Annotated in this window: 25 protein-coding genes; 17 read left to right on the plus strand and 8 right to left on the minus strand. The window is 66.7% G+C overall.

Annotated features, from left to right (window positions below; genetic code table 11):
• Window positions 1-158 precede the first annotated feature (158 nt).
• From thyX to ABZW74_RS10220, 6 genes are all read left to right on the plus strand, one after another.
• Window positions 159-911 carry an FAD-dependent thymidylate synthase gene (gene thyX / locus ABZW74_RS10195; RefSeq protein WP_240856951.1) on the plus strand — a complete coding sequence of 251 codons (753 nt, stop codon included), beginning with the start codon at window positions 159-161 and terminating at the stop codon, window positions 909-911.
• Window positions 912-930: 19 nt separating this feature from the next.
• A complete protein-coding gene (gene dapA, locus ABZW74_RS10200) occupies window positions 931-1,836 on the plus strand; it encodes a 4-hydroxy-tetrahydrodipicolinate synthase (RefSeq protein WP_355276024.1) in 906 nt (301 codons plus the stop codon).
• Entirely contained in the window at window positions 1,836-3,752 is a 1,917-nt protein-coding gene (locus tag ABZW74_RS10205; RefSeq protein WP_355276026.1) for a ribonuclease J, read from the plus strand. The genes dapA and ABZW74_RS10205 overlap by 1 nt, the downstream gene beginning before the upstream one ends.
• A gap of 56 nt (window positions 3,753-3,808) precedes the next feature.
• The gene (locus ABZW74_RS10210) at window positions 3,809-4,441 is read left to right on the plus strand and encodes a TIGR03085 family metal-binding protein (RefSeq protein WP_355276028.1); all 633 of its coding nucleotides are present in this window, start codon (window positions 3,809-3,811) and stop codon (window positions 4,439-4,441) included.
• A gap of 87 nt (window positions 4,442-4,528) precedes the next feature.
• The gene (locus ABZW74_RS10215; RefSeq protein WP_355276030.1) at window positions 4,529-7,489 is read left to right on the plus strand and encodes a DNA translocase FtsK; all 2,961 of its coding nucleotides are present in this window, start codon (window positions 4,529-4,531) and stop codon (window positions 7,487-7,489) included.
• A gap of 228 nt (window positions 7,490-7,717) precedes the next feature.
• Window positions 7,718-8,752, plus strand: a complete 1,035-nt coding sequence (locus tag ABZW74_RS10220; protein WP_240856956.1) for a TerC family protein — start codon at window positions 7,718-7,720, stop codon at window positions 8,750-8,752.
• Between the two features lie 17 nt (window positions 8,753-8,769).
• Here ABZW74_RS10220 and ABZW74_RS10225 read toward each other — a convergent pair whose 3' ends face one another.
• Window positions 8,770-9,054, minus strand: a complete 285-nt coding sequence (locus ABZW74_RS10225) for a YciI family protein (protein ID WP_240856957.1) — start codon at window positions 9,052-9,054, stop codon at window positions 8,770-8,772.
• A 40-nt stretch (window positions 9,055-9,094) separates the two neighbouring features.
• Window positions 9,095-9,634, minus strand: coding sequence for an amino-acid N-acetyltransferase (locus ABZW74_RS10230; protein ID WP_240856958.1), 540 nt, complete (start codon window positions 9,632-9,634; stop codon window positions 9,095-9,097).
• A 144-nt stretch (window positions 9,635-9,778) separates the two neighbouring features.
• On the opposite strand from ABZW74_RS10230, the gene pgsA reads away from it, so the two are divergent.
• From pgsA to ABZW74_RS10255, 5 genes are all read left to right on the plus strand, one after another.
• Window positions 9,779-10,510 carry a CDP-diacylglycerol--glycerol-3-phosphate 3-phosphatidyltransferase gene (gene pgsA / locus ABZW74_RS10235; RefSeq protein ID WP_355276033.1) on the plus strand — a complete coding sequence of 244 codons (732 nt, stop codon included), beginning with the start codon at window positions 9,779-9,781 and terminating at the stop codon, window positions 10,508-10,510.
• A gap of 137 nt (window positions 10,511-10,647) precedes the next feature.
• A complete protein-coding gene (locus ABZW74_RS10240; protein ID WP_240856960.1) occupies window positions 10,648-10,968 on the plus strand; it encodes a helix-turn-helix transcriptional regulator in 321 nt (106 codons plus the stop codon).
• Between the two features lie 107 nt (window positions 10,969-11,075).
• Entirely contained in the window at window positions 11,076-11,897 is an 822-nt protein-coding gene (locus ABZW74_RS10245) for a PspA/IM30 family protein (protein WP_240856961.1), read from the plus strand.
• Between the two features lie 2 nt (window positions 11,898-11,899).
• The gene (locus tag ABZW74_RS10250) at window positions 11,900-13,102 is read left to right on the plus strand and encodes a nucleotide disphospho-sugar-binding domain-containing protein (protein WP_240857036.1); all 1,203 of its coding nucleotides are present in this window, start codon (window positions 11,900-11,902) and stop codon (window positions 13,100-13,102) included.
• A complete protein-coding gene (locus ABZW74_RS10255) occupies window positions 13,093-13,287 on the plus strand; it encodes a DUF3046 domain-containing protein (RefSeq protein WP_240856962.1) in 195 nt (64 codons plus the stop codon). The genes ABZW74_RS10250 and ABZW74_RS10255 overlap by 10 nt, the downstream gene beginning before the upstream one ends.
• 4 nt (window positions 13,288-13,291) lie before the next feature.
• On the opposite strand, the gene ABZW74_RS10260 is transcribed toward ABZW74_RS10255, so the two are convergent.
• Window positions 13,292-14,350 (minus strand): reverse transcriptase family protein, encoded by a 1,059-nt coding sequence (locus tag ABZW74_RS10260; RefSeq protein ID WP_355276036.1) that lies wholly within the window; start codon window positions 14,348-14,350, stop codon window positions 13,292-13,294.
• A gap of 435 nt (window positions 14,351-14,785) precedes the next feature.
• Here ABZW74_RS10260 and recA point away from each other — a divergent pair, with 435 nt between their 5' ends.
• A complete protein-coding gene (gene recA / locus ABZW74_RS10265) occupies window positions 14,786-15,829 on the plus strand; it encodes a recombinase RecA (protein ID WP_240856964.1) in 1,044 nt (347 codons plus the stop codon).
• A 5-nt stretch (window positions 15,830-15,834) separates the two neighbouring features.
• On the plus strand, window positions 15,835-16,359 hold the full coding sequence (locus tag ABZW74_RS10270; protein ID WP_240856965.1) for a regulatory protein RecX: 525 nt from the start codon (window positions 15,835-15,837) through the stop codon (window positions 16,357-16,359).
• Here the strand turns inward: ABZW74_RS10270 and ABZW74_RS10275 are convergent.
• From ABZW74_RS10275 to ABZW74_RS10290, 4 genes are read right to left on the minus strand one after another with little or no spacing between them, the layout of a single operon-like run.
• Window positions 16,356-17,267 carry an amino acid ABC transporter permease gene (locus tag ABZW74_RS10275; protein ID WP_240856966.1) on the minus strand — a complete coding sequence of 304 codons (912 nt, stop codon included), beginning with the start codon at window positions 17,265-17,267 and terminating at the stop codon, window positions 16,356-16,358. The genes ABZW74_RS10270 and ABZW74_RS10275 overlap by 4 nt on opposite strands.
• On the minus strand, window positions 17,264-17,935 hold the full coding sequence (locus ABZW74_RS10280; RefSeq protein ID WP_240856967.1) for an amino acid ABC transporter permease: 672 nt from the start codon (window positions 17,933-17,935) through the stop codon (window positions 17,264-17,266). Before ABZW74_RS10280 ends, ABZW74_RS10275 begins: the two co-directional genes overlap by 4 nt.
• Window positions 17,936-17,950: 15 nt before the next feature.
• On the minus strand, window positions 17,951-18,961 hold the full coding sequence (locus ABZW74_RS10285) for a glutamate ABC transporter substrate-binding protein (protein ID WP_240856968.1): 1,011 nt from the start codon (window positions 18,959-18,961) through the stop codon (window positions 17,951-17,953).
• A gap of 1 nt (window position 18,962) precedes the next feature.
• Complete coding sequence (locus tag ABZW74_RS10290) at window positions 18,963-19,691, minus strand: amino acid ABC transporter ATP-binding protein (protein WP_240857037.1); 729 nt, start codon at window positions 19,689-19,691, stop codon at window positions 18,963-18,965.
• Between the two features lie 208 nt (window positions 19,692-19,899).
• On the opposite strand from ABZW74_RS10290, the gene miaB reads away from it, so the two are divergent.
• Entirely contained in the window at window positions 19,900-21,438 is a 1,539-nt protein-coding gene (gene miaB, locus ABZW74_RS10295) for a tRNA (N6-isopentenyl adenosine(37)-C2)-methylthiotransferase MiaB (protein WP_355276047.1), read from the plus strand.
• 64 nt (window positions 21,439-21,502) lie between these two features.
• A complete protein-coding gene (locus ABZW74_RS10300) occupies window positions 21,503-22,099 on the plus strand; it encodes a hypothetical protein (RefSeq protein WP_240856969.1) in 597 nt (198 codons plus the stop codon).
• A gap of 7 nt (window positions 22,100-22,106) precedes the next feature.
• On the opposite strand, the gene ABZW74_RS10305 is transcribed toward ABZW74_RS10300, so the two are convergent.
• Window positions 22,107-23,537: a DUF349 domain-containing protein gene (locus ABZW74_RS10305; protein ID WP_355276040.1), complete on the minus strand. Its 1,431-nt coding sequence runs from the start codon at window positions 23,535-23,537 to the stop codon at window positions 22,107-22,109.
• Window positions 23,538-23,705: 168 nt separating this feature from the next.
• Between ABZW74_RS10305 and ABZW74_RS10310 the strand changes: the two genes are divergently transcribed.
• Window positions 23,706-24,449: a hypothetical protein gene (locus ABZW74_RS10310; protein ID WP_240856971.1), complete on the plus strand. Its 744-nt coding sequence runs from the start codon at window positions 23,706-23,708 to the stop codon at window positions 24,447-24,449.
• An 11-nt stretch (window positions 24,450-24,460) separates the two neighbouring features.
• Window positions 24,461-24,899: isopentenyl transferase family protein (locus ABZW74_RS10315; protein ID WP_355276049.1), on the plus strand; the 439-nt coding region annotated here is incomplete at its 3' end.

The raw sequence follows: 24,899 nt of genomic DNA on the forward strand, positions 1-24,899 counted from the left end.
GCCGAAGGTTCACCGAAACCTCGCCGACGGCGCGGTCCCGGCGACCTGATCGGCCCTCGGAGGACTCCGGCCGCGGGGTGGCGGCGACCGGAGTCCTCCGGTGGGGGACAATCGAGCGGGCTGAAAACCGTCAGCGGGGCGAGAAACGGAGGCGCGGCGTGTCGGAACTGGTGCCGCTCAAGGTGAAGATGGTGGCCGTGACGCAGTTCTCACCGCCTGAGGACGTCTCGTGGAGCACCGACGCCGACGGCGGTGAGGCGCTCGTCGAGTTCGCCGGTCGCGCCTGTTACGAGAGTTGGGACAAGCCCAACCCGCGGACCGCGACCAACGCCGGCTACCTGCGCCACATCCTGGAGGTCGGGCACCTGTCGCTGCTCGAACACGCGTCGGTCACCTTCTACATCACCGGCATCTCGCGGTCGTGCACACACGAACTCATCCGGCACCGGCACTTCTCGTATTCGCAGCTGTCGCAACGGTTCGTCCCCGAACACGATTCGAACGTCGTGGCACCCCCGGCCATCGTGGGTGATCCCGAGCTCGAGGCGAAGTTCACCGCGGCCACCGACGCGAGCCGCGCGGCCTACACCGAACTGCTGACGGCACTCGAGGCGAAGTTCGCGGATGTACCGAACGCCATCCTCCGCCGGAAACAGGCCCGGCAGGCGGCTCGGTCGGTGCTGCCGAACGCCACCGAGACCAAGATCGTCGTCACCGGCAACTACCGGTCCTGGCGGCATTTCGTCGGAATGCGGGCCACCGAGCACGCGGATGTGGAGATCCGACAGCTCGCGATCGAGTGTCTTCGTCAACTCATGGCGGTGGCGCCGACCGTTTTCGGGGACTTCGAGATCGGGACGCTCTCCGACGGGACAGAGGTCGCGACCTCACCATTCGTGCTCGAAGGCTGAGACGGTAGCCTTGAGCACCATGAACGCCGTCTCCGAACAGCTGCACTCGCATCCCTTCGGGACCAATGTCGTGGCAATGGTGACCCCATTCACACCCGACGGTGCACTCGACCTCGACAAGGCCGCGGAGCTGGCCGATCACCTCGTCGCCAAGGGCTGCGACGGACTTGTCGTGTCGGGCACCACCGGTGAATCGCCGACGACCACCGTGCCCGAGAAGCTCGACCTGCTGCGCGTCGTCCTCGATGCGGTCGGCGACCGTGCGCGGATCACCCAGGGCGCGGGCAGTTACGACACCGCCGAGAGCGTGCGGTTCGCCGTCGCGTCCGAGAAGGTCGGCGCACACGCACTGCTCGTGGTGACCCCTTACTACTCGAAGCCGCCGCAGGCTGGTCTGCTCGCGCACTTCCGGACCGTCGCCGATGCGACCGACCTGCCCGTGCTGCTCTACGACATCCCACCGCGTTCGGTGGTGCCGATCGCGAACGAGACGATGCTGGCCCTGTCCGAACACCCGAAGATCAAGGGCGTCAAAGATGCCAAGGGCGATCTGCATTCGGCCGCCGGGATCATCGCGTCCACGGAGCTGGAGTATCTCTCTGGCGAGGACGCACTGAACCTGCCGTGGTTGTCGATCGGTGCGACCGGATTTGTCAGCGTGATCGGGCATCTGGTCGCTGATCGCCTGCGCGACATGCAGATCGCCGTCGAGAAGGGCGACCTCGCGGCTGCCCGCACCCTGAACACGTCGATGCTGCCCCTGGTGAACGCGATGGGCCGGCTCGGTGGCGTGACCATGGTCAAGGCGTCGCTGCGCATACTCGGCATCGATGTCGGAGATCCGCGATTGCCGCAGGTTCCCGCCGATGGACCGCAGATCGAATTGCTCATCGCCGATCTCCGCGCCGCGGGTCTGTTGAACTGATGACCGGCCCCGATCGTCAGCCGCCCAATCGCCGCCGCGCAGCGACCCGCAAGGCCGGGCCGCCCGAGCAGCCGCCTGCCGAGCCCGCGCGCAACGCCGATGGTGGTCGTGGCAAAGGGCCCAAACATGCTGTGAATCAACCGGAATCGGGTGGCGCCAAATCGTCGCGACGCAAGGGACGCCACGAGCGCGGGGAGTCTCGTCCGGCCGTTCGGCCAACCGCCGAACCGGTGACGCAGCCGGGTGGTACGCCGCGGCGACTTCCGCGTGGCGGGCTACGGGTGGTCGCTCTCGGTGGCATCGGTGAGATCGGCCGCAACATGACCGTCTTCGAATACGGCGGTCGGCTGCTCATCGTCGACTGCGGCGTGCTGTTCCCCGAGGACGCCCAGCCCGGCGTTGACCTGATCCTGCCGGACTTCCGCTACATCGAAGACCGGATGGACGACGTCGACGCGGTGATCCTCACTCATGGCCACGAAGACCACATCGGCGCCATCCCGTTCCTCCTGCGCCTGCGCGGCGACATCCCGGTCGTCGGGTCGAAGTTCACGTTGGCGCTGGTCGAAGCCAAGTGTCGCGAGCACCGGCTGCGGCCGCGTCTGGTGGAGGTCCGCGAGGGTGAACGCACCACGCACGGGCCGTTCGAATGCGAGTACTTCGCGGTCAACCACTCCATCCCCGACGCGATCGCGGTCGCCATCCGCACTCCGGCGGGCGTCGTCCTGCACACCGGCGACATCAAACTCGACCAGTTGCCACTCGACGGTCGGCTCACCGACCTGGCCGGCTTCAGCCGACTCGGCGACGAGGGCGTCGACCTGTTCCTGGTCGACTCCACCAACGCCGAGGTGCCCGGGTTCGTGACGCCGGAGCGTCAGATCGGCAGCGTGCTCGACCAGGTCATCGGCAAGGCCAAACAGCGCGTGATCGTGGCCTCCTTCGCCAGCCACGTCCATCGCATCCAGCAGATCATCGACGTCGCCGACGCCCACAACCGGCGGGTCACCTTCGTCGGGCGGTCGATGGTGCGCAACATGCAGATCGCACAGGACCTCGGCTATCTGCAGGTGCCCGACGGCGTGGTGGTGGACCTCGACACCGCCGCGACCCTGCCGGACCATCGGGTGGTGCTGATCTCGACCGGCTCGCAGGGCGAACCGCTCTCGGCGCTGTCGCGGATGGCGCGTGGCGAGCACCGGCAGATCAACATCCGCGCCGACGACCTCGTCGTCCTCGCGTCGTCGCTGATCCCGGGCAACGAGAACTCGGTGTTCGCGGTGGTCAACGGGCTCGCCAAGCGCGGAGCGACGGTGATCACCCAGCAGAGCGCCAAGGTCCACGTGTCCGGTCACGCCTCGGCGGGCGAACTGCTCTATCTGTACAACGCCGTCCGGCCGTCGAACGCGATGCCGGTCCACGGCGAATGGCGACACCTGCGCGCCAACGCCGCACTCGCCGTCGCGACCGGAGTCCCGGAGGACCGGGTGGTGCTCGCCGAGGACGGGGTCGTCGTCGACCTGGTCGACGGTCGGGCCGAGATCGTCGGACGCGTTCCGGTCGGCCATGTCTACGTCGACGGACTGTCGGTGGGCGACGTCGGCGAGTCGACGTTGTCCGAGCGACTCGTGCTCGGTGAGGGCGGATTCATCGCCATCACTGTCGCGGTCGATGCAACGACCGGCCGCCCGGTCAGTGCACCCGAGGTGTCCGGGCGCGGATTCTCCGATGACCCCAGCGCACTCAAAGAGGCCGCGGATCTGGTCAACAAGACCCTCGATGCCCTCGCCGCCGAGGGCGTGGCCGACACGCACCGCATCGCGCAGACCATCCGCCGCACCGTCGGCCGCTGGGTGTCCGACACGTACAGACGCAGGCCGATGATCGTGCCGACAGTGCTCGCGGTGAACGGCTAGCCCCTGCTTGGGACGATGTTCCGCACACGTTCCTTTGTCGGGCTAGGGTGGGCGGAGTGACCAGTGCCCAAGATGAACGCGCAGCCCTCGTCGACACGTTTCGAGCCAAGGGGCCCGACGCCCCGACCCTCTGTGAAGGATGGACCACCCGAGACCTGTTGGCGCACCTCGTGGTTCGCGAACGACGACTCGACACCGGTCCGGGCATCCTGATCAAACAGTTCGCCCCGCACACCGAGAAGGTCCGCAGCGTCGCCGCTGCCAAGGACTGGGACGTCCTCCTCGACGAACTGGCCGGCGGGCCACCGGTCTACTCACCGTTCAAGCTGGTCGATCGCTGGGCCAACCTGGGGGAGATGTTCGTCCACCACGAGGATGTGCTGCGCGGCGGCGCCGATCCCGACGGACCATGGGTGCCACGGCAACTCTCCGATCAGCTGAGTTCCGACCTGCGGACCCCGGCCCGCAGCATCGGCAAGATGGCGTTGAAGAACGTGCCGGCGACGGTGACGTTGCGAACCGACTCCGGTGAGGACCTCGTGACGGTCGGCCACGGCGATCCGGTCACCATCACCGGCACCCCGGGCGAACTGACGTTGTTCGCGTTCGGTCGCGCACCCGTTGACCTGGAATTCTCCGGTGACGATGCCGCGGTAGCCGCGGTGAAGGCCAGCAAGCGCGGCTTCTGACTCGAAGGGGTCACGAATTCGATACGCGATCGTGTTGCCGGTGTTGCTCATGTGACTGTGGTGACTCTCAGATACTAGGCTGTCGGCATGGCTTCGAGAGCGAGCACGGGTTCACGCGCGTCCGCGTCGCGTGGTGGGACAACAGCGTCCCGGGGGAGAACGTCGTCTGCGAAGTCCGGAGGAACGCGCTCGTCGCGGACCGGACAGACCGCCGGGAGGCAGCGCACAGGTAATCGGGGCACCGGTAATCAGGGCTCCGGCAAGGCGTCGGCGTCGGGTCGCGCGAAGAAGGCCACCCCGAAGCCGGCACCACGCAACACTGCGGTAGCGGAGTCGGCCGACCTGCACCGGCGGTCGATCGCCGCCAGCGGCGCGGCATCGGTCGGCAAGGGCATCGGCGCCGGGTGGTCGCTGCTCGCCAAGGGCGTCGGCAGCATGGCACGGGCCGGTTCGACCATCGGCAGCGGACCGCGCGCCGACGCGCGCGCAGACTACGACGACTATGACGACCAGGAGTTGACGGACTTCGACGCGCCCGACGGCGAGTATCGCGACGACACGGGGTACGTCGTCGGATATGACGGCGGCTCCGACGACGGCGGCTTCGAGGACAGCGAATCCCTCGTACGACGTCGACGCGACCAGAACCGAACCTCGGCCGGCCACTCGCACCGCCGGGACGGCGTCGCGCTCGGGTTGCTGGCCTTCGCACTGCTTGTCGGTGCCAGCGTGTGGTTCGGCGCGGCCGGACCGGTGGGTGCGTTCGTCGACGCGTTGATCCGGGCGATCATCGGTTCGGTGGTGCTGGTGCTGCCCGTTGCGCTCGTGGCGCTCGCGGTGGTGCTGATGCGGCGACCGCCCGCGCCGGAGCGCCGGGCCCGCTACATCGGTGGTGGTCTGCTCGTGGTGCTCCCGATCCTCGGCCTGATGCACCTCATCGCGGGCGCTCCCATCGACCTACCCGGACGGTCCGGGGCGTCCGGGTTCCTCGGATTCGCGGTCGGGACACCCCTCACCAACGGTGTGACCATCTGGATCTCGGTACCGATCCTGCTGCTGTGCGCCGCGTTCGGCGTGCTGCTCTTGAGCGGGCGGACCGTGCGTGAGGTCATCGACTTTGCGGCGGGCTACTTCGGACTCGGAGATCCGTCCGGCCGTTCCGCGAGAACCGAGCACATCGACGACGACTACGACTCCGACGACTACGACGATGCGGGCCCGGTCGACTACGACGACGTGGACGGCTACGACGAGCCGGACTGGGCGGGCTCGGCTCGCGGTATGACCGCCGGCCAGATTCGTGACCGTGCCTACTCCGGTGATCCGTATGAGAACTATCCCCCCGACGTCACCCCGAGCCGCCGATCGCGCGCCACGTCGCGGAGCCTCGCGGATGCACCCACCGACGAGATCGTCGACGAGGTCACCGAACCCATTGTCGACGAGATCACCGAGGAGATCGGTCGACCGGCACCGCGCAAGCCGCGAGCGCCCCGCAAACCTCGCGTGGAGAAGGAACCGGCCGCCGCGCCTGCGGCACCCGATGTGCCCGAGGGCGACTATCGGCTGCCACCGTCGTCGTTGCTGATCGACGGAGATCCACCCAAGCAGGGCAGCCGGTCCAACGACGACATGATCGACCGCATCTCCGGTGTGCTCGAACAGTTCAAGATCGACGCCGCGGTGACCGGCTACACGCGCGGTCCGACGGTCACCCGCTACGAGGTGGAACTCGGACCCGGCGTCAAGGTCGAGAAGATCACCGCGCTGCAGCGCAACATCGCCTACGCGGTCGCCACCGACAACGTGCGCCTGCTGGCGCCGATCCCGGGCAAGTCGGCAGTCGGTATCGAGGTGCCGAACTCCGATCGGGAGATGGTGCGTCTGGCCGATGTGCTCAACGCGTCATCGACCCGAAAAGACAAGCATCCGTTGGTGATCGGCCTCGGCAAGGACATCGAGGGCGATTTCGTCAGCGCCAATCTGGCCAAGATGCCGCACCTGCTGGTCGCCGGATCGACCGGATCGGGCAAGTCGAGCTTCGTGAACTCGATGCTGGTGTCGCTGCTCACGCGTGCCACACCCGACCAGGTGCGGATGATCCTGATCGACCCGAAGATGGTCGAGCTCACGCCGTATGAAGGCATCCCGCACCTCATCACCCCGATCATCACACAGCCGAAGAAGGCGGCGGCGGCGCTGGCGTGGCTGGTCGAGGAGATGGAGCAGCGCTACCAGGACATGAAGGCGTCGCGCGTCCGCCACATCGACGACTTCAACGCGAAGGTGAACTCCGGCGAGATCACCACGCCGCTCGGCTCCGAACGCGTGTACAAGCCGTATCCGTACATCCTGGCCATCGTCGACGAGCTCGCCGACCTCATGATGACCGCGCCACGCGACGTGGAGGATGCGATCGTGCGCATCACCCAGAAGGCGCGTGCTGCCGGTATCCATCTGGTCCTGGCCACCCAGCGTCCCTCGGTGGACGTTGTGACCGGCCTGATCAAGACCAACGTGCCCTCGCGGCTGGCGTTCGCGACGTCCTCGCTCACCGATTCGCGCGTGATCCTCGATCAGCCCGGCGCCGAGAAGCTCATCGGCATGGGCGATGGACTGTTCCTGCCGATGGGCGCCAACAAGCCCATCCGTATGCAGGGTGCGTTCATCACCGACGAGGAGATCGGCGCGGTCGTCGACTTCAGCCGCGAACAGGCCGATCCGGAGTACACCGAGGGCGTGACGACGGCGAAGGCCGGTGACAAGAAGGACATCGACGCCGACATCGGCAACGACCTCGACGATCTCCTGCAGGCCATCGAACTCGTGGTGTCCAGTCAGTTCGGGTCGACGTCGATGCTGCAGCGCAAGCTTCGCGTCGGATTCGCGAAGGCCGGGCGGCTCATGGATCTGATGGAGACCCGCGGCGTTGTCGGACCGAGCGAGGGGTCCAAAGCGCGTGAGGTCTTGGTGAAGCCGGAGGACCTGGCCGGTGTGATCGCGTCGATCACCGGTGGCGGTGACGACGCGGGCGAAACCACCGAATAGGACCGGCCGGGTTTCCATGTCGGAATTGTTCGGTTAGGCTGGGCAACGATCGAAGAGGGGAGTATCCCCGATCTCGTGGCGTTTCCGTCAATACGGTCGAGATGTCATCCGGTGCCGAACACCGTGTGCTCATGTCCCGGCCCGGATGCGCCGGTCCGGTTCAACCCCCGGGCGGGAGAGACCTCTGGCATCGCAACGTAACGCTGCGCGCTGGAGGTAGTAGGTCTCATGGTTGTCTCGCCCACCGTCTGGGTCATCACCTGTGTGGTGATCCTGGCGCTTTTCGTCTTCGACTTCTTTGCCCACGTGCGTGTTCCCCACGCGCCGTCGCTGAAGGAATCCGGTACCTGGTCGGCGGTCTACATCACGATCGCACTGATCTTCGGTCTCTTCGTCTGGTGGAAGTGGGGTGGCACCTACGGCGGTGAGTACTACGCCGGCTATGTCACCGAGAAGGCACTGTCCGTCGACAACCTGTTCGTCTTCGTCATCATCATGTCGAAGTTCGCCGTGCCCAAGGAGTATCAGCAGAAGGTGCTGCTCCTGGGCATCGTGATGGCGCTGGTGATGCGCGGTATCTTCATCGCGGTCGGTGCCGCGGCCATCAATGCCTACAGCTGGGTGTTCTACCTGTTCGGTGCATTCCTCATCTTCACCGCGATCAAGCTGCTGCGTGAGAGCGACGATCCCGTCGAACACGAGGAGCAGCGCGAAAGCCGACTCGAGCGGTTCGTGAAGCGAGTCCTGCGCACCCATGACGAATACGACCGCGACAAGCTGTTCACCCGCGTGAACGGCAAGCGGCTGGCCACCCCGATGCTCACCGTGCTCATCGTTATCGGGTTCACCGACGTGTTGTTCGCCCTGGACTCGATCCCGGCGATCTACGGACTGACCCAGGAGGCCTACCTGGTGTTCACGGCCAACGCGTTCGCACTGATGGGTCTGCGCCAGCTGTACTTCCTGCTCGGCGGACTGCTCGACCGCCTCGTCTACCTGTCCTTCGGGCTGTCGTTCATCCTGGCGTTCATCGGCGTCAAACTCGTGCTGCACGCGCTGCACGAGAACACCCTGCCGTTCATCAACGGCGGCGAGCACGTCAGCGTCCCGGAGATATCGACACCGATGTCGCTCGGCGTCATCGTCGGCACGCTGGTGATCACGACGGTGGCCAGCCTCTTGTCGTCGAAGAAGCCGGATGCCGAACAGGTGGAAGCCGCCGAGCCGTCAGAACCGGAGAAGCAGCGACCGTCGGAGCCGTGACGCGAAGGCTGTAGCAATCAGTCACCGAACGGACCGTAGATGTTGGTCCACTCCTTGACCTCGACGGCGTCGATGGCCTCGTGCGCGTTGAACGGATCGTTCGCGAGAAATGCCTCGGCACCGTCGAGGTCGTCGGCGCGGACGAGGATCAGCGCGCCGGTGCCGTCGGGGTAGGGGCCGGCGATGAGGATGTTGCCGGCGCTGTGTTCTTCGCCGAGCCACTCGCGGTGCAGCGCGCGGTGCTGGTCACGGATCGCTGCCTTGGCGGGGCGATATGTGTAGTGGACGGCGAAGATCGCCACTGTGTGCTCCTCGGTGGTGTTGGGTCGAATGGGGGTCGGGTCAGAGGTTGGCCAGCATCCTGGTGTTACCCAGCGTATTCGGCTTGACGTAGCTCAGGTCGAGGAACTCGGCGACGCCGGTGTCATAGGACCGGCACATCTCCTCGAACACCTCGCGGGTGACGGGGGTGCCCTCGATCTCGACGAATCCGTGCCGGGCGAAGAAGCTGGTCTCGAAGGTGAGCACGAAGACCCGGGAGAGCTGAAGCTCACGTGCGACGTCCATGAGGCGTCCCACGAGAACGTGGCCGATCCCGCGTCCGGCATGGGCATTGTCGACGGCGACGGTGCGCACCTCGCCGAGGTCGGCCCACAGCACGTGGAGCGCACCGCATCCCACGACCACGCCGTCGACGTCGGCGACCCAGAACTCCTGGACGGCTTCGTAGAGGGTGACCAGGTTCTTCTCGAGGAGAATGCGGCCCGCGTACTGATCGATGAGCTCCTTGATGCGCGGTACGTCGGAGGTTCGTGCGCGACGGATCACGGTCGACCCGGGGGTCGTGGCAGGCGTTCCGGTGCCGTCGGCGTCACTGTGCATACGGACATCTTGCCTTCTCGGCATGGGAGTGTCCGGGGCTGGTTCCGACCTCGTCGCAACCGCGTATGGAACGGGCCGATACGCTGGGCACGTGCGGATCTACCACCTTGCCGGCAAACAGGCGACACGGCAGGGCGTGTGCCCATGACCGAACGGATGCGGCGGGCGGTCGGCGAGCACCCCATCGCGAATGCGGGACGTGGTCCCGACCACATCACCGATCCGGTCGACCCGGTGCCGGTGATGAACATCGCGAACGCCCTCACCGTGTTCCGGATCATCCTGGTCCCGATCTTTCTGATCGCATTGTTCGTCGACGGCGGCGAGAGCACCACGTGGCGGATCGTGGCGGCGGTGATCTTCGCGGTGGCCGCGCTCACCGATCGGTACGACGGACGAGTGGCGCGCGAACGCGGCCTCATCACAGACTTCGGCAAACTCGCGGATCCGATCGCCGACAAGGCGCTGATCGGGGCGGCGCTGATCGGGCTGTCGATCCTCGACATCCTGCCGTGGTGGGTGACTGCGGTGATCCTCGCGCGCGAGCTGTGGGTGACGGCCCTGCGATTCTGGGTGCTGAGGCACCGCGTCATCCCGGCCAGTCGCGGTGGCAAGCTCAAGACCCTCCTGCAAGCGGTGTCGATCGGGCTCTATCTACTTCCGCTCAGTGGTGCCTGGCAGGTCGCGGCGGACATCATCATGGGCGTTGCTCTGGTCATCACGGTGCTCACCGGTCTCGACTACACGTGGCAGGCTTGGTCGGCCCGGACCAAGGGGCGCGAGGACGAGTCGGAGTCGACCCGAGATCACGACGCGGCGCCTGGACGCAATGGTTCGCTGCGCGATGACGCGTCCGAACGACAGACCGGGGTGTGAACGGCGCCCGGCCAGAACTTCGACTACTGTCGTTCAAACGGATCGTCGGGGAACGGAACGACCGGCCGGTGCGTTGAATGACCTGAGTGCACCCGTATGGGTGGCAGGTCAGGGGAATCAGACGGAGAGGGGTCTCGATGGCGATGCTTCTGCGCGAGGCACTGGGCGAGAGCCTGCGCCGGGTGCGTACAGACCAGGGCCGGACGCTGCGCGAGGTGTCCACCGACGCCCGGGTGAGCCTCGGCTACCTCTCGGAGGTGGAGCGCGGACAGAAGGAGGCGTCGAGCGAACTGCTCGCGGCCATCTGTGATGCGCTCGACGTGGAGATCGCCGATCTGCTCCTCGACGCGGGCAACGCGATGCGGCCTGCCGAACTGGCCGGCTCCGAGTTCGAGTCCACCGTGGTCATCCCGGCCCCGGCCGATCATCGCAAGGCAACGGCACTCGCCGCAGCCTGAGACCGTCTCCGACGGCGTCAAGCAGATGACGCCGCCACCATTGCGCCGTCTCAGACGCTAAATTGGGGTGCAAAGTTCTCTACCGCTGAATTGGAGTGACGACGAGCATGGCGAACCCGTTCGTGAAGATGTGGCGCTACCTGATGGCACTCGGAAACCAGAAGATCGACGAGAACGCCGATCCCAAGGTGCAGATCCAGCAGGCCATCGAGGATGCGCAACGTCAGCACCAGGCGTTGAGTCAGCAGGCCGCGTCGGTCATCGGCAACCAGCGTCAGCTGGAGATGAAGCTCAACCGCCAGCTCGAAGAGGTGGAGAAGCTGCAGGCCAACACCCGGCAGGCGCTGACGCTGGCCGATCAGGCCGCGGCCGCCGGTGACACGCAGAAGGCGACCGAGTACACCAACGCCGCGGAGGCATTTGCTGCCCAGCTCGTGACCGCGGAGCAGAGCGTCGAAGACCTGAAATCACTGCACGATCAGTCGCTGCAGGCCGCCGCGCAGGCCAAGAAGGCGGTCGAACGCAACGCACTCGTCCTGCAGCAGAAGCTTGCCGAGCGGTCGAAGCTGCTCAGCCAGCTGGAGCAGGCGAAGATGCAGGAGCAGGTGAGCGCCTCGCTCAATCAGATGAGCGAGCTGTCGGTGCCGGGCAACACCCCCAACCTCGACCAGGTCCGCGAGAAGATCGAACGTCGATACGCGAACGCACTCGGGTCGGCCGAGCTGGCCCAGAACTCGGTGCAGGGTCGGATGGCGGAGGTCGAGCAGGCGGGCATCCAGATGGCCGGACACTCACGACTGGAGCAGATCCGTGCGAGCATGCGCGGTGAGGCCCTCCCGTCCGCGGGCGCTCAGGGCGCGGTTGCGCCGCCCGCCGCGGCTCCGGCGCCTCCGTCGGTCACCAAAGAGCCCGGACAAGCGGGTAGCTGACGCTGCGCGTTGCGATAGTCGCGGGTCCCGATGCGGGACATGCCTTTCCGGCATTTGCGCTGGCCGAGCGATTCGCCACCGGAGGCGATGCGCCAACCGTCTTCACCGGCCTGCGATGGCAGGATGCGGCTCGTCGGCGCCAGGTGGACATCACTGAGTTGCCTGGACTCGCCGTGGCCGAGAACGACGATGATGCCGATGCCGGCGAGAAGTTGTCCGCGCGTGCGGCCAGGATGGCGGTTGCTCTCCGGCCGTTGATCGACAGCGGTGATCACGACTTGGTGATCTCCGACGTCATCACCGTGGCAGGCGGTTGGGCGGCCCAGATGTGTGGGCTGCCGTGGATCGAGCTGTCGCCGCACCCGCTGTATCTGCCGTCGAAGGGATTGCCACCCGTCGGCTCGGGACTCGCTGCGGGCACCGGCGTTCGCGGACGGTTACGTGACAGCGCGATGCGCGCCTTGAGCGCCACGTCGGTCCGTCAGGGGGAGCGGCAGCGGGAGAGCGCCCGCGCCACCGTCGGATTGACCGGCGCCGGGTCTTGCCCCGACGCCCGATTTGTGGCGACGCTTCCCGGACTGGAGGTGTATCGGCCGGATTGGCCGGCTCGCACCCATCTGATCGGACCGCTGTTGTGGGAGCCCACCGACGAGTCGTTCGACGCGCCGAGGGGGCCCGGGCCGCTGGTGATCGTCGCGCCGTCGACCGCGGTCACCGGAGCGCAGGACATGGTGACGGCGACGTTGCGCGGGTTGTCGGAGCTGAAATCGCCGGTCCGCGTGGTGGTTTCGTCGCTCGACCCGCCGGATGTGGTTACCGGGCACCCGAACATGACGGTGGTGTCCGGCCTGGGCCGTCAAGACGAGATCCTCGCCGACGCCGACCTCGCGGTGTGCGGTGCCGGGCACGGGATGCTGGCCAAGGCGCTGCTCGCCGGAGTGCCGGTGGTGACGGTGCCGGGCGGCGGTGACCAGTGGGAACTCGCCAACCGGGTGAACCGTCTGGGGGCGGGTCGTTTGGTGCGCCCGGTCACCGCCGACGCGATCACCGATGCCGCCCGCACGATCCTTGCCGATCCCGGATTCACCGACGCTGCACGGCGCATCGGCGCGTCCAACGCGGATGTCGTCGACCCGGTCGCGGTGGCACGACACGTGGTCGCCATCGCCGCCGGGAGGGAACGTAGGGTGGGACCGTGCGCCTGACCGAGTTCACCGATCTGATGACTGCGGAATTCGGTGTGCCGTCGGCAGATTCGATCCTTGTCGACCATGTGCTGACCGAGTTCGGTGGCCGCACGGGCGCACAGGCCATCGACGACGGGGAGGACCCACGCGACGTGTGGGTGGCCATCTGCCGGGACTTCGACGTGCCGAAGCAACGGTGGTAGGCGCCTACCAGTGCACGTGGTCGGCCATGTCCAGCAGACGTCTGCGTCGGGTTTCGGAGGTCGCGCCGACCCAGGCGATGAGGCCGTACACATGCGCGCGGAAATCCGGGTGGGCGCTGTGGTTCTGTGATTCGGGGCCGTGCCGGGCCGCGTTGTGCAGCAAGGCCCGCAGCCGGTCGTAGTCTTCGCGCGACACCTGCGGGCGGTCGTTGACCACGAGGCCGGCCAGGCGCTGACGCTGGTGCGCCGGCATGATGCGCACCTTCTCCGGGTGCACGACAAACCCGCAGTCCTCGACGATCCGGAGCAGCGTCCACAGCGCGCGGTCGGCGTCCATGGCATCCCCGGAGACTGCCAGGTCGTCGCCATATCGTGTGTAACGCAACTGATTTCGTCGGGCGTATCCGTCGAGTCGTTGGTCGAGCCTGCGCAAGGCCAGGTTTGCCAGGTGCGGTGAGGTCGGCGCACCCTGCGGGAGATGGCGTCGGCGCAGCAACCCGGCGTGCGCGGGGTCGACGCCGACGAGTTGGTCGGGCGGGGTTGTGGTGGTGCACAGTTCGGCCAGTACCCGTGCGACACCCGCCGGATATCCCGCCTGCGCGAACACGTGTCGGACCCGCGACACGGTGATCGACTCGAAACAATGGCGAAGGTCGGCGCGCAGGACCACCGGTCGATCGCTGTGCGCCCACGCGAAGGCCGCGGTCGAGCCGCCGGGAACAAAGCCGCGCGCAGCCGGATGCGCCGGAATCCGTTGGACGAGACGGCGCAGGATCCGGCGCTGTGTTTCCCGCAACATGGGTTTGGGTGCTTCGATGATCCTTGTGCCGGTGCGCTTTTCGCGGTGGGACACCCGATAGTGCCGCAGGGCCGGGCGTGCTGTGGTCAGCCACGACCCGCGGTCGGCGAACCAATCCACCTCCGCCGGTGTGAGAGCCAGCCAGGCCGCGACATCGTCGACACCGGTGAGGACGGGCAGTTCGTAGGGGAGGGAATCGATCGGTGCCGGACCGGGCAGGTCGATCGGGTGGCCGCGGTGCTCGGGTTGTTGCCATCGGCGCAAGGCCTCACGGATGAGGGCCGGTCGGGATGACCGGAACGTGCAGCAGCGGCGCCGTGAAGCACGCGAAGCGTGCCGTCCGGCGTCGGACGCAGAGACCAACTGTGGAATGTACCCAGGGGTTGCCCCTGAGACGGATCGATTGATCCACTCTCGCCCCGACCTGCCCCACCACGCAGATGACGCTAACCGATCGTCGGGACTCGGGCAGATCTGACGCGCGTGTCGCCTTGCCATCGAACACGTGTTCGTCCATGCTGTGGGTCAGAGGGAACCGGGAGCGAGGCTCTCGCGTCCAAGAGAGTGTCACAGAAGAACGCAATGCCGCAGAAGAACAGTTTTGTCATAGCCCGCAGATAACGTGCAGACGTGAAATCCCGGACATCGAAATCACCAGCCGGACAGAAGTCACCTGCCGGACAACGGAGGAGAAACCCCATGGCACCAGCCCCGCAAGACCGCGAGAAGGCTCTCGACCTGGCTCTCGCGCAGATCGACAAGAACTTCGGCAAGGGATCGGTGATGCGGCTCGGAGAGGAGACCCGCCAGCCGATCGAGGTCATCCCGACCGGCTCGATCGCGCTCGACGTCGCGCTCGGCATCGGTGGTCTGCCGCGTGGACGCATCGTCGAGATCTACGGACCGGAGTCCTCGGGTAAGACCACCGTGGCGCTGCACGCCGTGGCGAACGCGCAGGCGCAGGGCGGTATCGCGGCCTTCATCGACGCGGAGCATGCGCTCGACCCCGACTACGCGGCCCGGCTCGGTGTCGACACCGACGCACTGCTGGTGTCGCAGCCCGACACCGGCGAGCAGGCACTGGAGATCGCCGACATGCTGATCCGCTCGGGTGCGCTCGACATCCTCGTCATCGACTCGGTGGCCGCGCTCGTGCCGCGCGCCGAGATCGAGGGCGAGATGGGAGACAGCCACGTCGGCCTGCAGGCCCGCCTGATGAGCCAGGCGCTGCGCAAGATGACCTCGGCGCTGAGCAACTCCAAGACCACGGCCATCTTCATCAACCAGCTCCGCGAGAAGATCGGCGTGATGTTCGGCTCGCCGGAGACCACCACGGGCGGCAAGGCGCTGAAGTTCTATTCGTCTGTGCGACTGGATGTCCGGCGCATCGAGACGCTGAAGGACGGTACCGACGCGGTCGGTAACCGCACGCGGGTGAAGGTCGTCAAGAACAAGGTGGCGCCGCCGTTCAAGCAGGCCGAGTTCGACATCCTCTACGGCCAGGGCATCTCCAAGGAGGGCTCGCTGATCGACATGGGCGTGGCCGAGGGCTTCATCCGCAAGTCCGGCTCGTGGTTCACCTACGAGGGCGATCAACTCGGCCAGGGCAAGGAGAACGCCCGCAAGTTCCTGCTCGAGAACACCGACATCCGCGACGAGGTCGAGAAGAAGATCAAAGAGAAACTGGGTATCGGCGCGGTCGTCGACGCCGACGATGTCGCACCTGCCCCGGTGGAGTTCTGAACCGGATGACCGACGCCTCGGACCCCGAGGAGCCCACCGGTCCCAGTGCCTGGGACGCGGCGCTACGGCTTCTCGGGGTCCGAGCGCGTTCTCGCCAAGAAATGGCGCAGCGGCTGGCGCGCAAGGGTTTTGACGAGGACACGGTCGCCGACGTGATGGCTCGGCTCGACCGTCACCAGCTCATCGACGACACCGACTTCGCCACGGAATGGGTGCGCTCGCGGCACGCGCATTCGGGCCGCGGTCGGGTGGCACTACGGCACGAGTTGCGGGCCAAGGGAATCGACGAATCCACCATCAGCGCCACCCTCGCGGAGGTGGACCCGGACGACGAACGGGCGATGGCCGCGAGCCTCGTCGCGCGCAAACTGACCCCTTCCGCGGCCGAGCGCGTGGCTGCCGACCCGGCCGAGCGCGACAAGGCCTTTCGCCGGCTGGTCGGCATGCTGGTTCGGCGGGGCTACGCGCAGTCGATGGCGATCGACGTCGTGACCGAGGAGCTCGAGGTACGCCTAGGAGACACGCCCTAAGTGCCGGTTGACCGCGACGACTTGGCAATGAACGGCATGTTCTCCATCGCGGCGGCGTCGGCCTGGTCGTGGTCGGGTGTGTCGACCTTCCGGCGACCCGAGCGCAGCCGCTTCTCCAACCAGGTCGCAAACCACGACAGAGCGAAGTTGATGGCGATCATGATGACCGCGACCACGAACAGCGCCGGGATGTAGTTGCCGTAGCGGGCCGACGACAGCAGTGCCGACCGGATGATCTCCGAGTAGCCGATGATGTAGCCGAGCGCACTGTCCTTCAGCGCGACGACCATTTGAGAGACCAGCGCCGGCATCATCGCCGTGATCGCCTGCGGCAGCAGGATGACGCGCATCATCTGTCCCTTGCGCAGACCCAGGGCCTTGGACGCCTCGGTCTGGCCGTTGGGCAGCGAGTTGATACCCGAGCGCAGGATCTCTGCCATGACCGACCCGTTGTAGAGCGTCAATCCGGTCACGACCGCGGCGAAGGCCAACTGTGACGCCGGCACGATGCCGTAGATCGCGAACAGGAACCAGGTGAAGACCATCAGGATCAGCACCGGAATTGCCCGGAACACTTCGACGAAGAACCCGGCGACGAGGCGTACCCATAGGTGATCGGAGAGTCGTCCGATACCCAGCACCGCACCGAGGATCAGGGCGAGGACGATGGATACCGCCGCTGCCGCCAACGTGCGGAACAGGCCGGGAAGGATGTACCCCGACCAGGTGCTCCACTTGAGGAAGGGGCTCCACTTCTCGCCGAGGAACTGGTCGTTGCCGGCGAGCACGATGATCACCCATGCCGCGATCGCAATCAGGACTGCGATGAAGACGACCGCGATGATGCGGTTGCGCATCCGGGCCTTGGGCCCGGGTGCGTCATAGAGGACGGTTGCGTCGGCGCTCATCGCTTCACCGCCAGTCGCTTGGCCAGCCAGCCGAAGATGAATCCTTCGGTGAGGGTGATGATCATGAATCCGACGGCGATGATGCCGAAGATCAAGAACAGTTGGTCGGAGTAGGTTTCGATCTCTGTCTTCATCAACAGCGACGCCTCGGCAACACCGATCGCGGAGGCGATGGTGGTGTTCTTCGTCAGGGCGATGAGGACGCTGCCGAGCGGACCGATCACCGACCGGAGCGCCTGCGGCAGCACGATGACCCCGAAGACCTGGGTGAACGACAGTCCGAGTGACCGCGCCGCCTCCGCCTGGCCGAGGGGCACCGTGTTGAAGCCGGAGCGAAGTGTCTCGCAGACGAAGGTCGCCGTGTAGGCGATGAAGCCGACCACGGCGAGCCAGAAGTTGTTGGTCTTGAGCGTCGAGGAGAACGTGACGCCCAGGTTGTAGGAGAGGCCGATGGCACAGAACAGGATGATCAGCGTGAGCGGTGTGTTGCGAAAGACGTTGACGTACACGGTCGCGAATCCGCGCATCACCGGTACCGGCGACACACGCATGCCGGCGAGAATGATTCCCCAGACCAGCGAGCCGATCGCGGAGAAGAAGGTCAGCTGAAGGGTTACCCAGAATGCAGGCCAGAGTTCTGGCCCCATGGATTCCCAGAGTTCACTCATGTCGTGTCACCTTCCTCACTGCAGATCGGCCGGGCACGGTGTCGACGGGGAGTCGAGGAACTCGAGATTGCCCGGGTCGGGTTTGTAGGAGAAGCTGTCGTTGCGTTCGGCGCGGGTGGCGATCATGTCCACATACGAGGTGCCGAGGTTGTCCTGCAGCGCCTTGGTCCACGGTGAGGTTCCGCCGGCCTCGGGGGTGAGCATCTTGTCGAGGGCGGCGTTGATCGCTTCCTGCGACGCCGTGTCGCCCTTGCCGAGCCCGATGCCGTAGCGCTCGGTGGAGAACGGCGCGCCGGCCTTCTTCAGCACCTTCTTGCCGCTGCTCGTCACACACGCTGCCTTGGGGTAGGTCATCTCGACGAGCTTGAACTGTTCACCCCAGAAGTTGTTGTAGCCGGCCAGGATCGCCTCGTCGGTGGTCAGTGCGTCGACCTTGCCCCGGCGTAGTCCCTCGACGCAGGCCGAGTACGTGTCGTACTCCTGGAGTTGGACCGACGGCAGTTGCGCCTTGACGTTCTGCGCCGACGTCGACCCCGAGACAGAGCACAGCTTCTTGCCCTTGTTGAGATCGGTCAGGGTGTTGATCGAGTCGTCGTCCTCGCGGACCAGCAGGCCCTGATAGGTCGTGAGGTAGGGCCCGCCGAAGTCGACCTTCTTCGACCGTGCCGCGTTGATCGAATAGGTGGCGGCGATCATGTCGACCTCGCCGTTCTCGATCATCGCCTCGCGGCGCGCCGACGGCGTCTCACGCCAGGTGATCTTCGGATGGTCGACGCCGAGTTGATCGGCGATGGCGTTCACGACGTACGTCGACACATCGGCGTCGAAGCCGTCGACCCCGCCGGTCTCGGGGTCGTACAGGCCGAGGCCGGGCTGATCGAACTTCACGCCGAGGACCACGTTGCCGTCCCGGATGGAATCGAGCAGGTTGCGCGGTTCGGTGCTGCCGCACGCGGCAAGGAATCCGCCGACGATCGCCACGGCGAACACGAGAACACCGAGACGTTTTGTCGAGTTGCGTGCCATCTCAGTGGCCCAGGATCTTGCCGAGGAAGTCGCGGGCCCGCTCCGACTTCGGTTGGGTGAAGAAGGATTCCGGATCGGTGTCCTCGACGATTGCGCCGTCGGCCATGAAGATGATGCGGTCGGCCGCCTTGCGTGCGAAGCCCATCTCGTGGGTCACCACCAGCATGGTCATGCCCTCTTTGGCGAGGGACACCATCACGTCGAGCACCTCGTTGACCATCTCGGGGTCGAGCGCGGAGGTGGGTTCGTCGAACAGCATCACCTTGGGTTCCATGGCGAGCGATCGCGCGATCGCCACACGCTGCTGCTGTCCGCCGGACAACTGCGCGGGGTACTTGTCCTTCTGGGTGGCGATGCCCACGCGCTCGAGCAGGGCGAGAGCCTGTTTGGTGGCGTCGGCCTTGCTCTTCTTGCGCACCTTGGTCGGCGCGAGGGTGACGTTGTCGATGATCGTCTTGTGCGAGAACAGATTGAAGGACTGGAAGACCATGCCGACGTCGGCGCGCAGCCCGGCGAGGTCCTTGCCTTCGGCGGGAAGCAGTTTCCCTTCGACGTAGATCTCGCCGCTGTCGATGGGTTCGAGCCGGTTGATGGTTCGGCACAGGGTCGATTTGCCCGAGCCCGACGGCCCGAGCACCACGACGACCTGCCCGGTCGGCACTTCGAGATTGATGTCCTTGAGCACGTGCAGCGAACCGAAGTGTTTCTGCACATCCTTCATGACGATCATCGGCGACCCGGTGGTTCCCGATGCTGCTTGCGTCTGCGACGCGTCATTCGGCGAAACGGTCATAAGGCACCCTAACCGCGTAATCGGCCTCAGTCGCGCTGGAACGCGAAACGTCGCCTCGGGGTGTCGCAATGATGTCCTCAGGAGTCGATTTGCACCGATCCGTACCCTGGTAGGAGTGAGTATCGACCTCTCGGAGCCCCGCGACCTGGCAACATCGCCAGTCGGCGAGCCGGCTCATCAGACGCGCAGCTATCAGGTGCGTACCTACGGGTGCCAGATGAATGTGCACGATTCCGAACGTATCTCCGGCCTCCTGGAGGGCGCCGGATACGTCCGTGCGGCCGACGGCGCCGAGGCCGATCTGGTGGTGTTCAACACCTGCGCGATCCGGGAGAACGCGGACAACAAGCTTTACGGCAATCTGTCGCATCTCGCGCCCGTCAAATCGAGCCGTCCCGGTATGCAGATCGCGGTCGGCGGGTGCCTCGCCCAGAAGGACAAGGACACCGTCCTCAAGCGGGCGCCGTGGGTCGACGTGGTCTTCGGGACGCACAACATCGGTTCGCTGCCGGCGCTGCTCGACCGCGCACGCCACAACGAGGCCGCCCAGGTCGAGATCCTCGACGCGCTCGACAGGTTCCCGTCGACGCTGCCGGCCAAACGCGAGTCCGCATACTCGGGGTGGGTGTCGGTGTCCGTCGGATGCAACAACACCTGCACCTTTTGCATCGTGCCGTCGTTGCGCGGCAAAGAAGTGGACCGCCGCCCCGGCGACGTGCTCGCCGAAGTGCAGGCCCTCGTCGACCAAGGCGTCCTCGAGGTGACCCTGCTGGGGCAGAACGTGAACGCCTACGGCATGTCCTTCGCCGATCCCGAACTGCCGCGCAACCGCGGCGCATTCGCCGAACTCCTTCGTGCCTGCAGAACCATCGACGGCCTCGAACGGGTCCGGTTCACCTCGCCGCACCCCGCCGAGTTCACCGACGACGTCATCGATGCGATGGCCGCGACCCCCAACGTCTGCCCGCAGCTGCACATGCCGCTGCAATCGGGGTCCGATCGCGTGCTGCGCGCCATGCGACGCAGCTACCGGCAGACCAAGTTCCTCGGCATCCTCGACAAAGTGCGCGCCGCGATGCCGCACGCCGCGATCACCACGGACATCATCGTCGGCTTTCCCGGGGAGACCGAAGAGGACTTCCAGGAGACGCTGGACGTGGTCGCCCGCGCTCGCTTCTCCAGTGCGTTCACCTTCCAGTACTCGCCGCGACCCGGAACCCCGGCGGCAACCATGGCCGACCAGGTGGCACCTGAGGTGGTCAGCGAGCGTTATCAGCGGCTGATCGCCCTACAGGAACAGATCTGTCTGTCGGAGAACGAGTCGCTGATCGGCTCGGAGGTCGAACTGCTCGTGGTCGACGACGACGGTCGCAAATCGGCCCGGACACAGCGGATGACGGGCCGAGCCCGGGATGGGCGGCTGGTGCACTTCGCGGTCGACGCCGCCGCCGACCGCGCCCGTATCCGGCCGGGCGACGTGGTGCACACGACGGTGACGGCGGCCGCGCCGCATCACCTGATCGCAGACTCCGGGGTGGCCGGGCACCGGACGACCCGTGCCGGCGATGCCCACGAACAGCAGCGGACCCCGACCACGCCGCCGGTCGGCGTCGGCCTCGGTATCCCGGCCATCGGTGTTCCGCCGGTGGCGCAAGAGGTTGGGTGTGGCGGCGGTTGCGGTTGAGCCGGGTGCACCATGGACGCGGGTTCACGATTGACACTGAGAACGACATGATTGAGGCGATGACATGACACAGCCGGACGGGTCCGCGGACCGATTCGCGGAATATGCGGGGGACCTTCGCAAGGCCGAGAAGAAGGTCGCCGGAGAAATCGATCCCGGGGCGCGCGCACTCGTCGTCGCCGTCGCCGTGCTGCTGGCGATGGTCTCGCTGATCCTGCCGCATACCGGTTCGGCCACCGGGATCGAGGTGCTGACCTTTGCCCCGGACTCCAAGGCGGAGTTGGTCACCATCACCTCCAAGGTCTTTGTCTACCTGCTCGTCATCTTCGGGATCGGCGCGTCGATGCTCGCACTCCTCACGCGCCGGTGGCTCATCGCGTGGATTGCTCTGTGCGGCAACGCGATTGCGTGCGTGGCCGGGATGCTTGCGTGGTGGTCGCGAAACACTCCCGGCGTCAACGACGTCCATCCGCCGAGCGGCGTCGGGATCGGGCTCGTCCTCGGGTGGCTCGCGGTCTTCGTCTTGACCTTCCACTGGGCGCGGGTGGTATGGGCCCGCAGCACCTACCATCTCGCCCTCGAAGAAGAACGACGCAAGGAAGCCGCCGCACGCGACGCGCATGCGCTGTCGTTGCAGCGCAAGCCCGACAACCCGGCCTGACGGCGGGTCAGCGGTCGCCGATGGCGCTCTGCGCGGCCTGGGCCCATTCCCGCCACTGGGCGGCCTGCTCACGCAGCGCGGTGGCGTCCTTGTCCTTGCCGCGCTCGGCCGCTTTGCGTGCCTGATCCTCCAGCTGTGCGGCGCGGTCGGCGAACTGTGCGGCCCGAGCCTGGGCCTCCGGGTCGGTGCGCTGCCACTGGGCGTCTTCGGCGTCACGGATCCGCTTCTCGAGGCCACGTGCCCGGGCCTCGAGTGACGACATCTGATCGCGCGGAACCTTGCCGATCTCGTCCCACTTGTCGCGGAACACCCGAAACTCGCGGCGTGCGCCGTCGAGGTCGGTGGCCGGATCGATGGCCTTCTCCGCTGCGTCGAGCAAGTCGATCTTGGCCTGGGCGTTCGCCGTGAACTCGGCGTCGCGTTCGGACGTCGCCGCGTTCCGGGCGGCAAAGAAGACGTCCTGCGCGGCCTTGAACCGCTGCCAGAGCGCGTCGTCGGCATCGCGGGGTGCCCGTCCGGCGGCCTTCCACTCGGTCAGCAACTCGCGGAATCTCGCCGACGTCGGACCCCAGTCCGTCGAACTCGACAGCTCCTGAGCCTGGGTGATCAGTTCTTCCTTGCGGGCCCGGGCGCCTGCGCGCTCGCGGTCGAGCTCGGCGAAATGGGCTCCACGCCGACGGTTGAAGCTGTCGCGCGCCTTGGCGTAGCGCTTCCAGAGGACGTCGTCGGTTTTGCGATCGACACCCTTGATCGTCTTCCATTCGTCGAGGATCTGCCGGAGACGGTCGCCGGCCGACTTCCACTGCGACGCCTCCGCACCGATCTGCTCGGCTTCGGCGGCCAGTGCCTCCTTGCGGGCGATGGCGTCGGCGCGTGCCTTCTCCTTGCTCTCCCGGATCTCGTCGGCGACCTCGTCGGCACTCCCGACGATTGCGGTCAATCGCGTGTGCAAAGCCGAAACATCGCCGATCACATGGGCGTTGGGCAGCTCGTCGAGCAGATGTCGGGCTGCAGCCTGCGACTTGCGCGGATCGCCCGACCGCGCGGCAAGACGCTCCTCCAAGATCTCCACCTCGGTGGCCAGATCGTCGAAGCGTCGGGCGAAGTGGTCGAGTCCCTCTTCGACGGTGCCCGCCTGCCACGACCCGATTTCGCGCTCACCGTCTTCGGTCTTCAACCACACCACGCCGTTCTCGTCGATCCGGCCGAACTTGTGCGGATCGCCGTGCGGGATCAGCGTGGGGGCGATCACCGGCGGGGTCTGCACTACGTCCGGACGGGCCGTCGCACCGGGTCGGGGACCCGGTTTGGGGCGCGGACCCGGCTTGGGCTTGGGAGCGGGGGGAGCCGGGGTCGGAACGAGGGTGGGCGCATCCGATGCCGGTGAATCCGAGGCTGCCGATTCCGGTGCTGGGGCGGGATCGTTCGGGTTGGTCATGTGCAGGGTCCTACCGCTGGTTGGTTGCCGCGCGTCACGGCTGCCAGTCGCTGGAGACGAAGGTCGTCGCGATCCTACGCGCGCGACGAACTTCGACAGTACGGATCCATTCAAGCAGTTCAGGGCCGCGCATGTGGCGACAGCCGGTAGCTGGGCTAGCGTCGTGGTGTGTTGGCTGCCGTCGTCTTCGAACCCAGCGCTCCGCTCCTGGTCCCCGAGGTGGCCGGTCCGGCAGCGACCGACACCGTTGCGGTGCGTGCCGCCGCGGTGTCGGCACTTGCGAGCGCCACGACCGGCTGCGACAAGTGGATCGCTCTCGGCGCCACCGATTGTGGCGGCTCGGGACAGATGCCGACGCCGTCGGAGGTCGGCACCTTCGCGCGGTTCGGCGTGGATGTGTCCGTGACCCTGACCGCCGGCCGAACCGATCCACACGCTGTCGATCCGGAGATGAGTCTGTCGATGCTCGTCGCGGCATGGCTGCGCGGCCAAAGCGGAATCGACCGGTGCCGGCCCGTGCTCGTCGGTGCCGACACCTCCGCCGCCGGGTGCGCCGTGGTGGGCCGCGGACTCGCGACCGAGATCGCGGCGTCCGATGAGCGGTTCGGCGTGCTCGTCGTCGGCGATGGCGCGACCGCGCTGTCGGCGAAGGCTCCAGGGGGCGGACTGCGGGAGTCGGCGGTCGTGTTGCAGAAGGTGATCGACGAGGCCATGGCAGGCCCGGAACCCGAACGGCTTGCCGCGCTGAGCGAGCCGGAGTGCGAGGCCGAGGGCGTCGCAGGTCGGGTCGCCTGGCAGGTGGCCGCGGCACTGTGTACCGGACTCGCCGTGCGCTCCGAGGTGCTCTACGCCGACGCGCCGTTCGGCGTCGGCTACACGGTGGCGCGATGGATTCCGGAAGGTGCCCGGTGACCGGTACGGCGATGACCGGTGGCGCGACGCGCCCCATCGCCGTCGTCGGGCCCACCGCGGGCGGCAAGTCTGAGCTGGCCCTCGACCTGGCCGAACGGCTGGGTGGGGAGATCGTGAACATCGACGCCATGCAGCAATACCGCGGCATGGACATCGGGACGGCCAAGGTGCCGATCGACCAGCGACGTGGCATTACGCATCACCAGATCGACGTCCTCGACGTCACCGAGGTGGCGACGGTGGCCCGCTACCAGGCCGCCGCGACGGCCGACGTCCAGCGATTGCTCGCCGCCGGGCGGGTACCGGTGATCGTCGGCGGTTCGATGATGTACATCCAGGGTCTGCTCGACGGCTGGAGCTTCCCGGAGACCGACCCGGACGTCCGGCGGCGCTACGAGGACGAGTTGGCGGCGGTCGGGGTGGCCGAGATGCACCGCCGGCTGCGCGCAG

The organism is Gordonia sp. NPDC003585 (assembly GCF_040610755.1).
In the GTDB taxonomy this organism is placed as follows: Bacteria; Actinomycetota; Actinomycetes; order Mycobacteriales; family Mycobacteriaceae; genus Gordonia.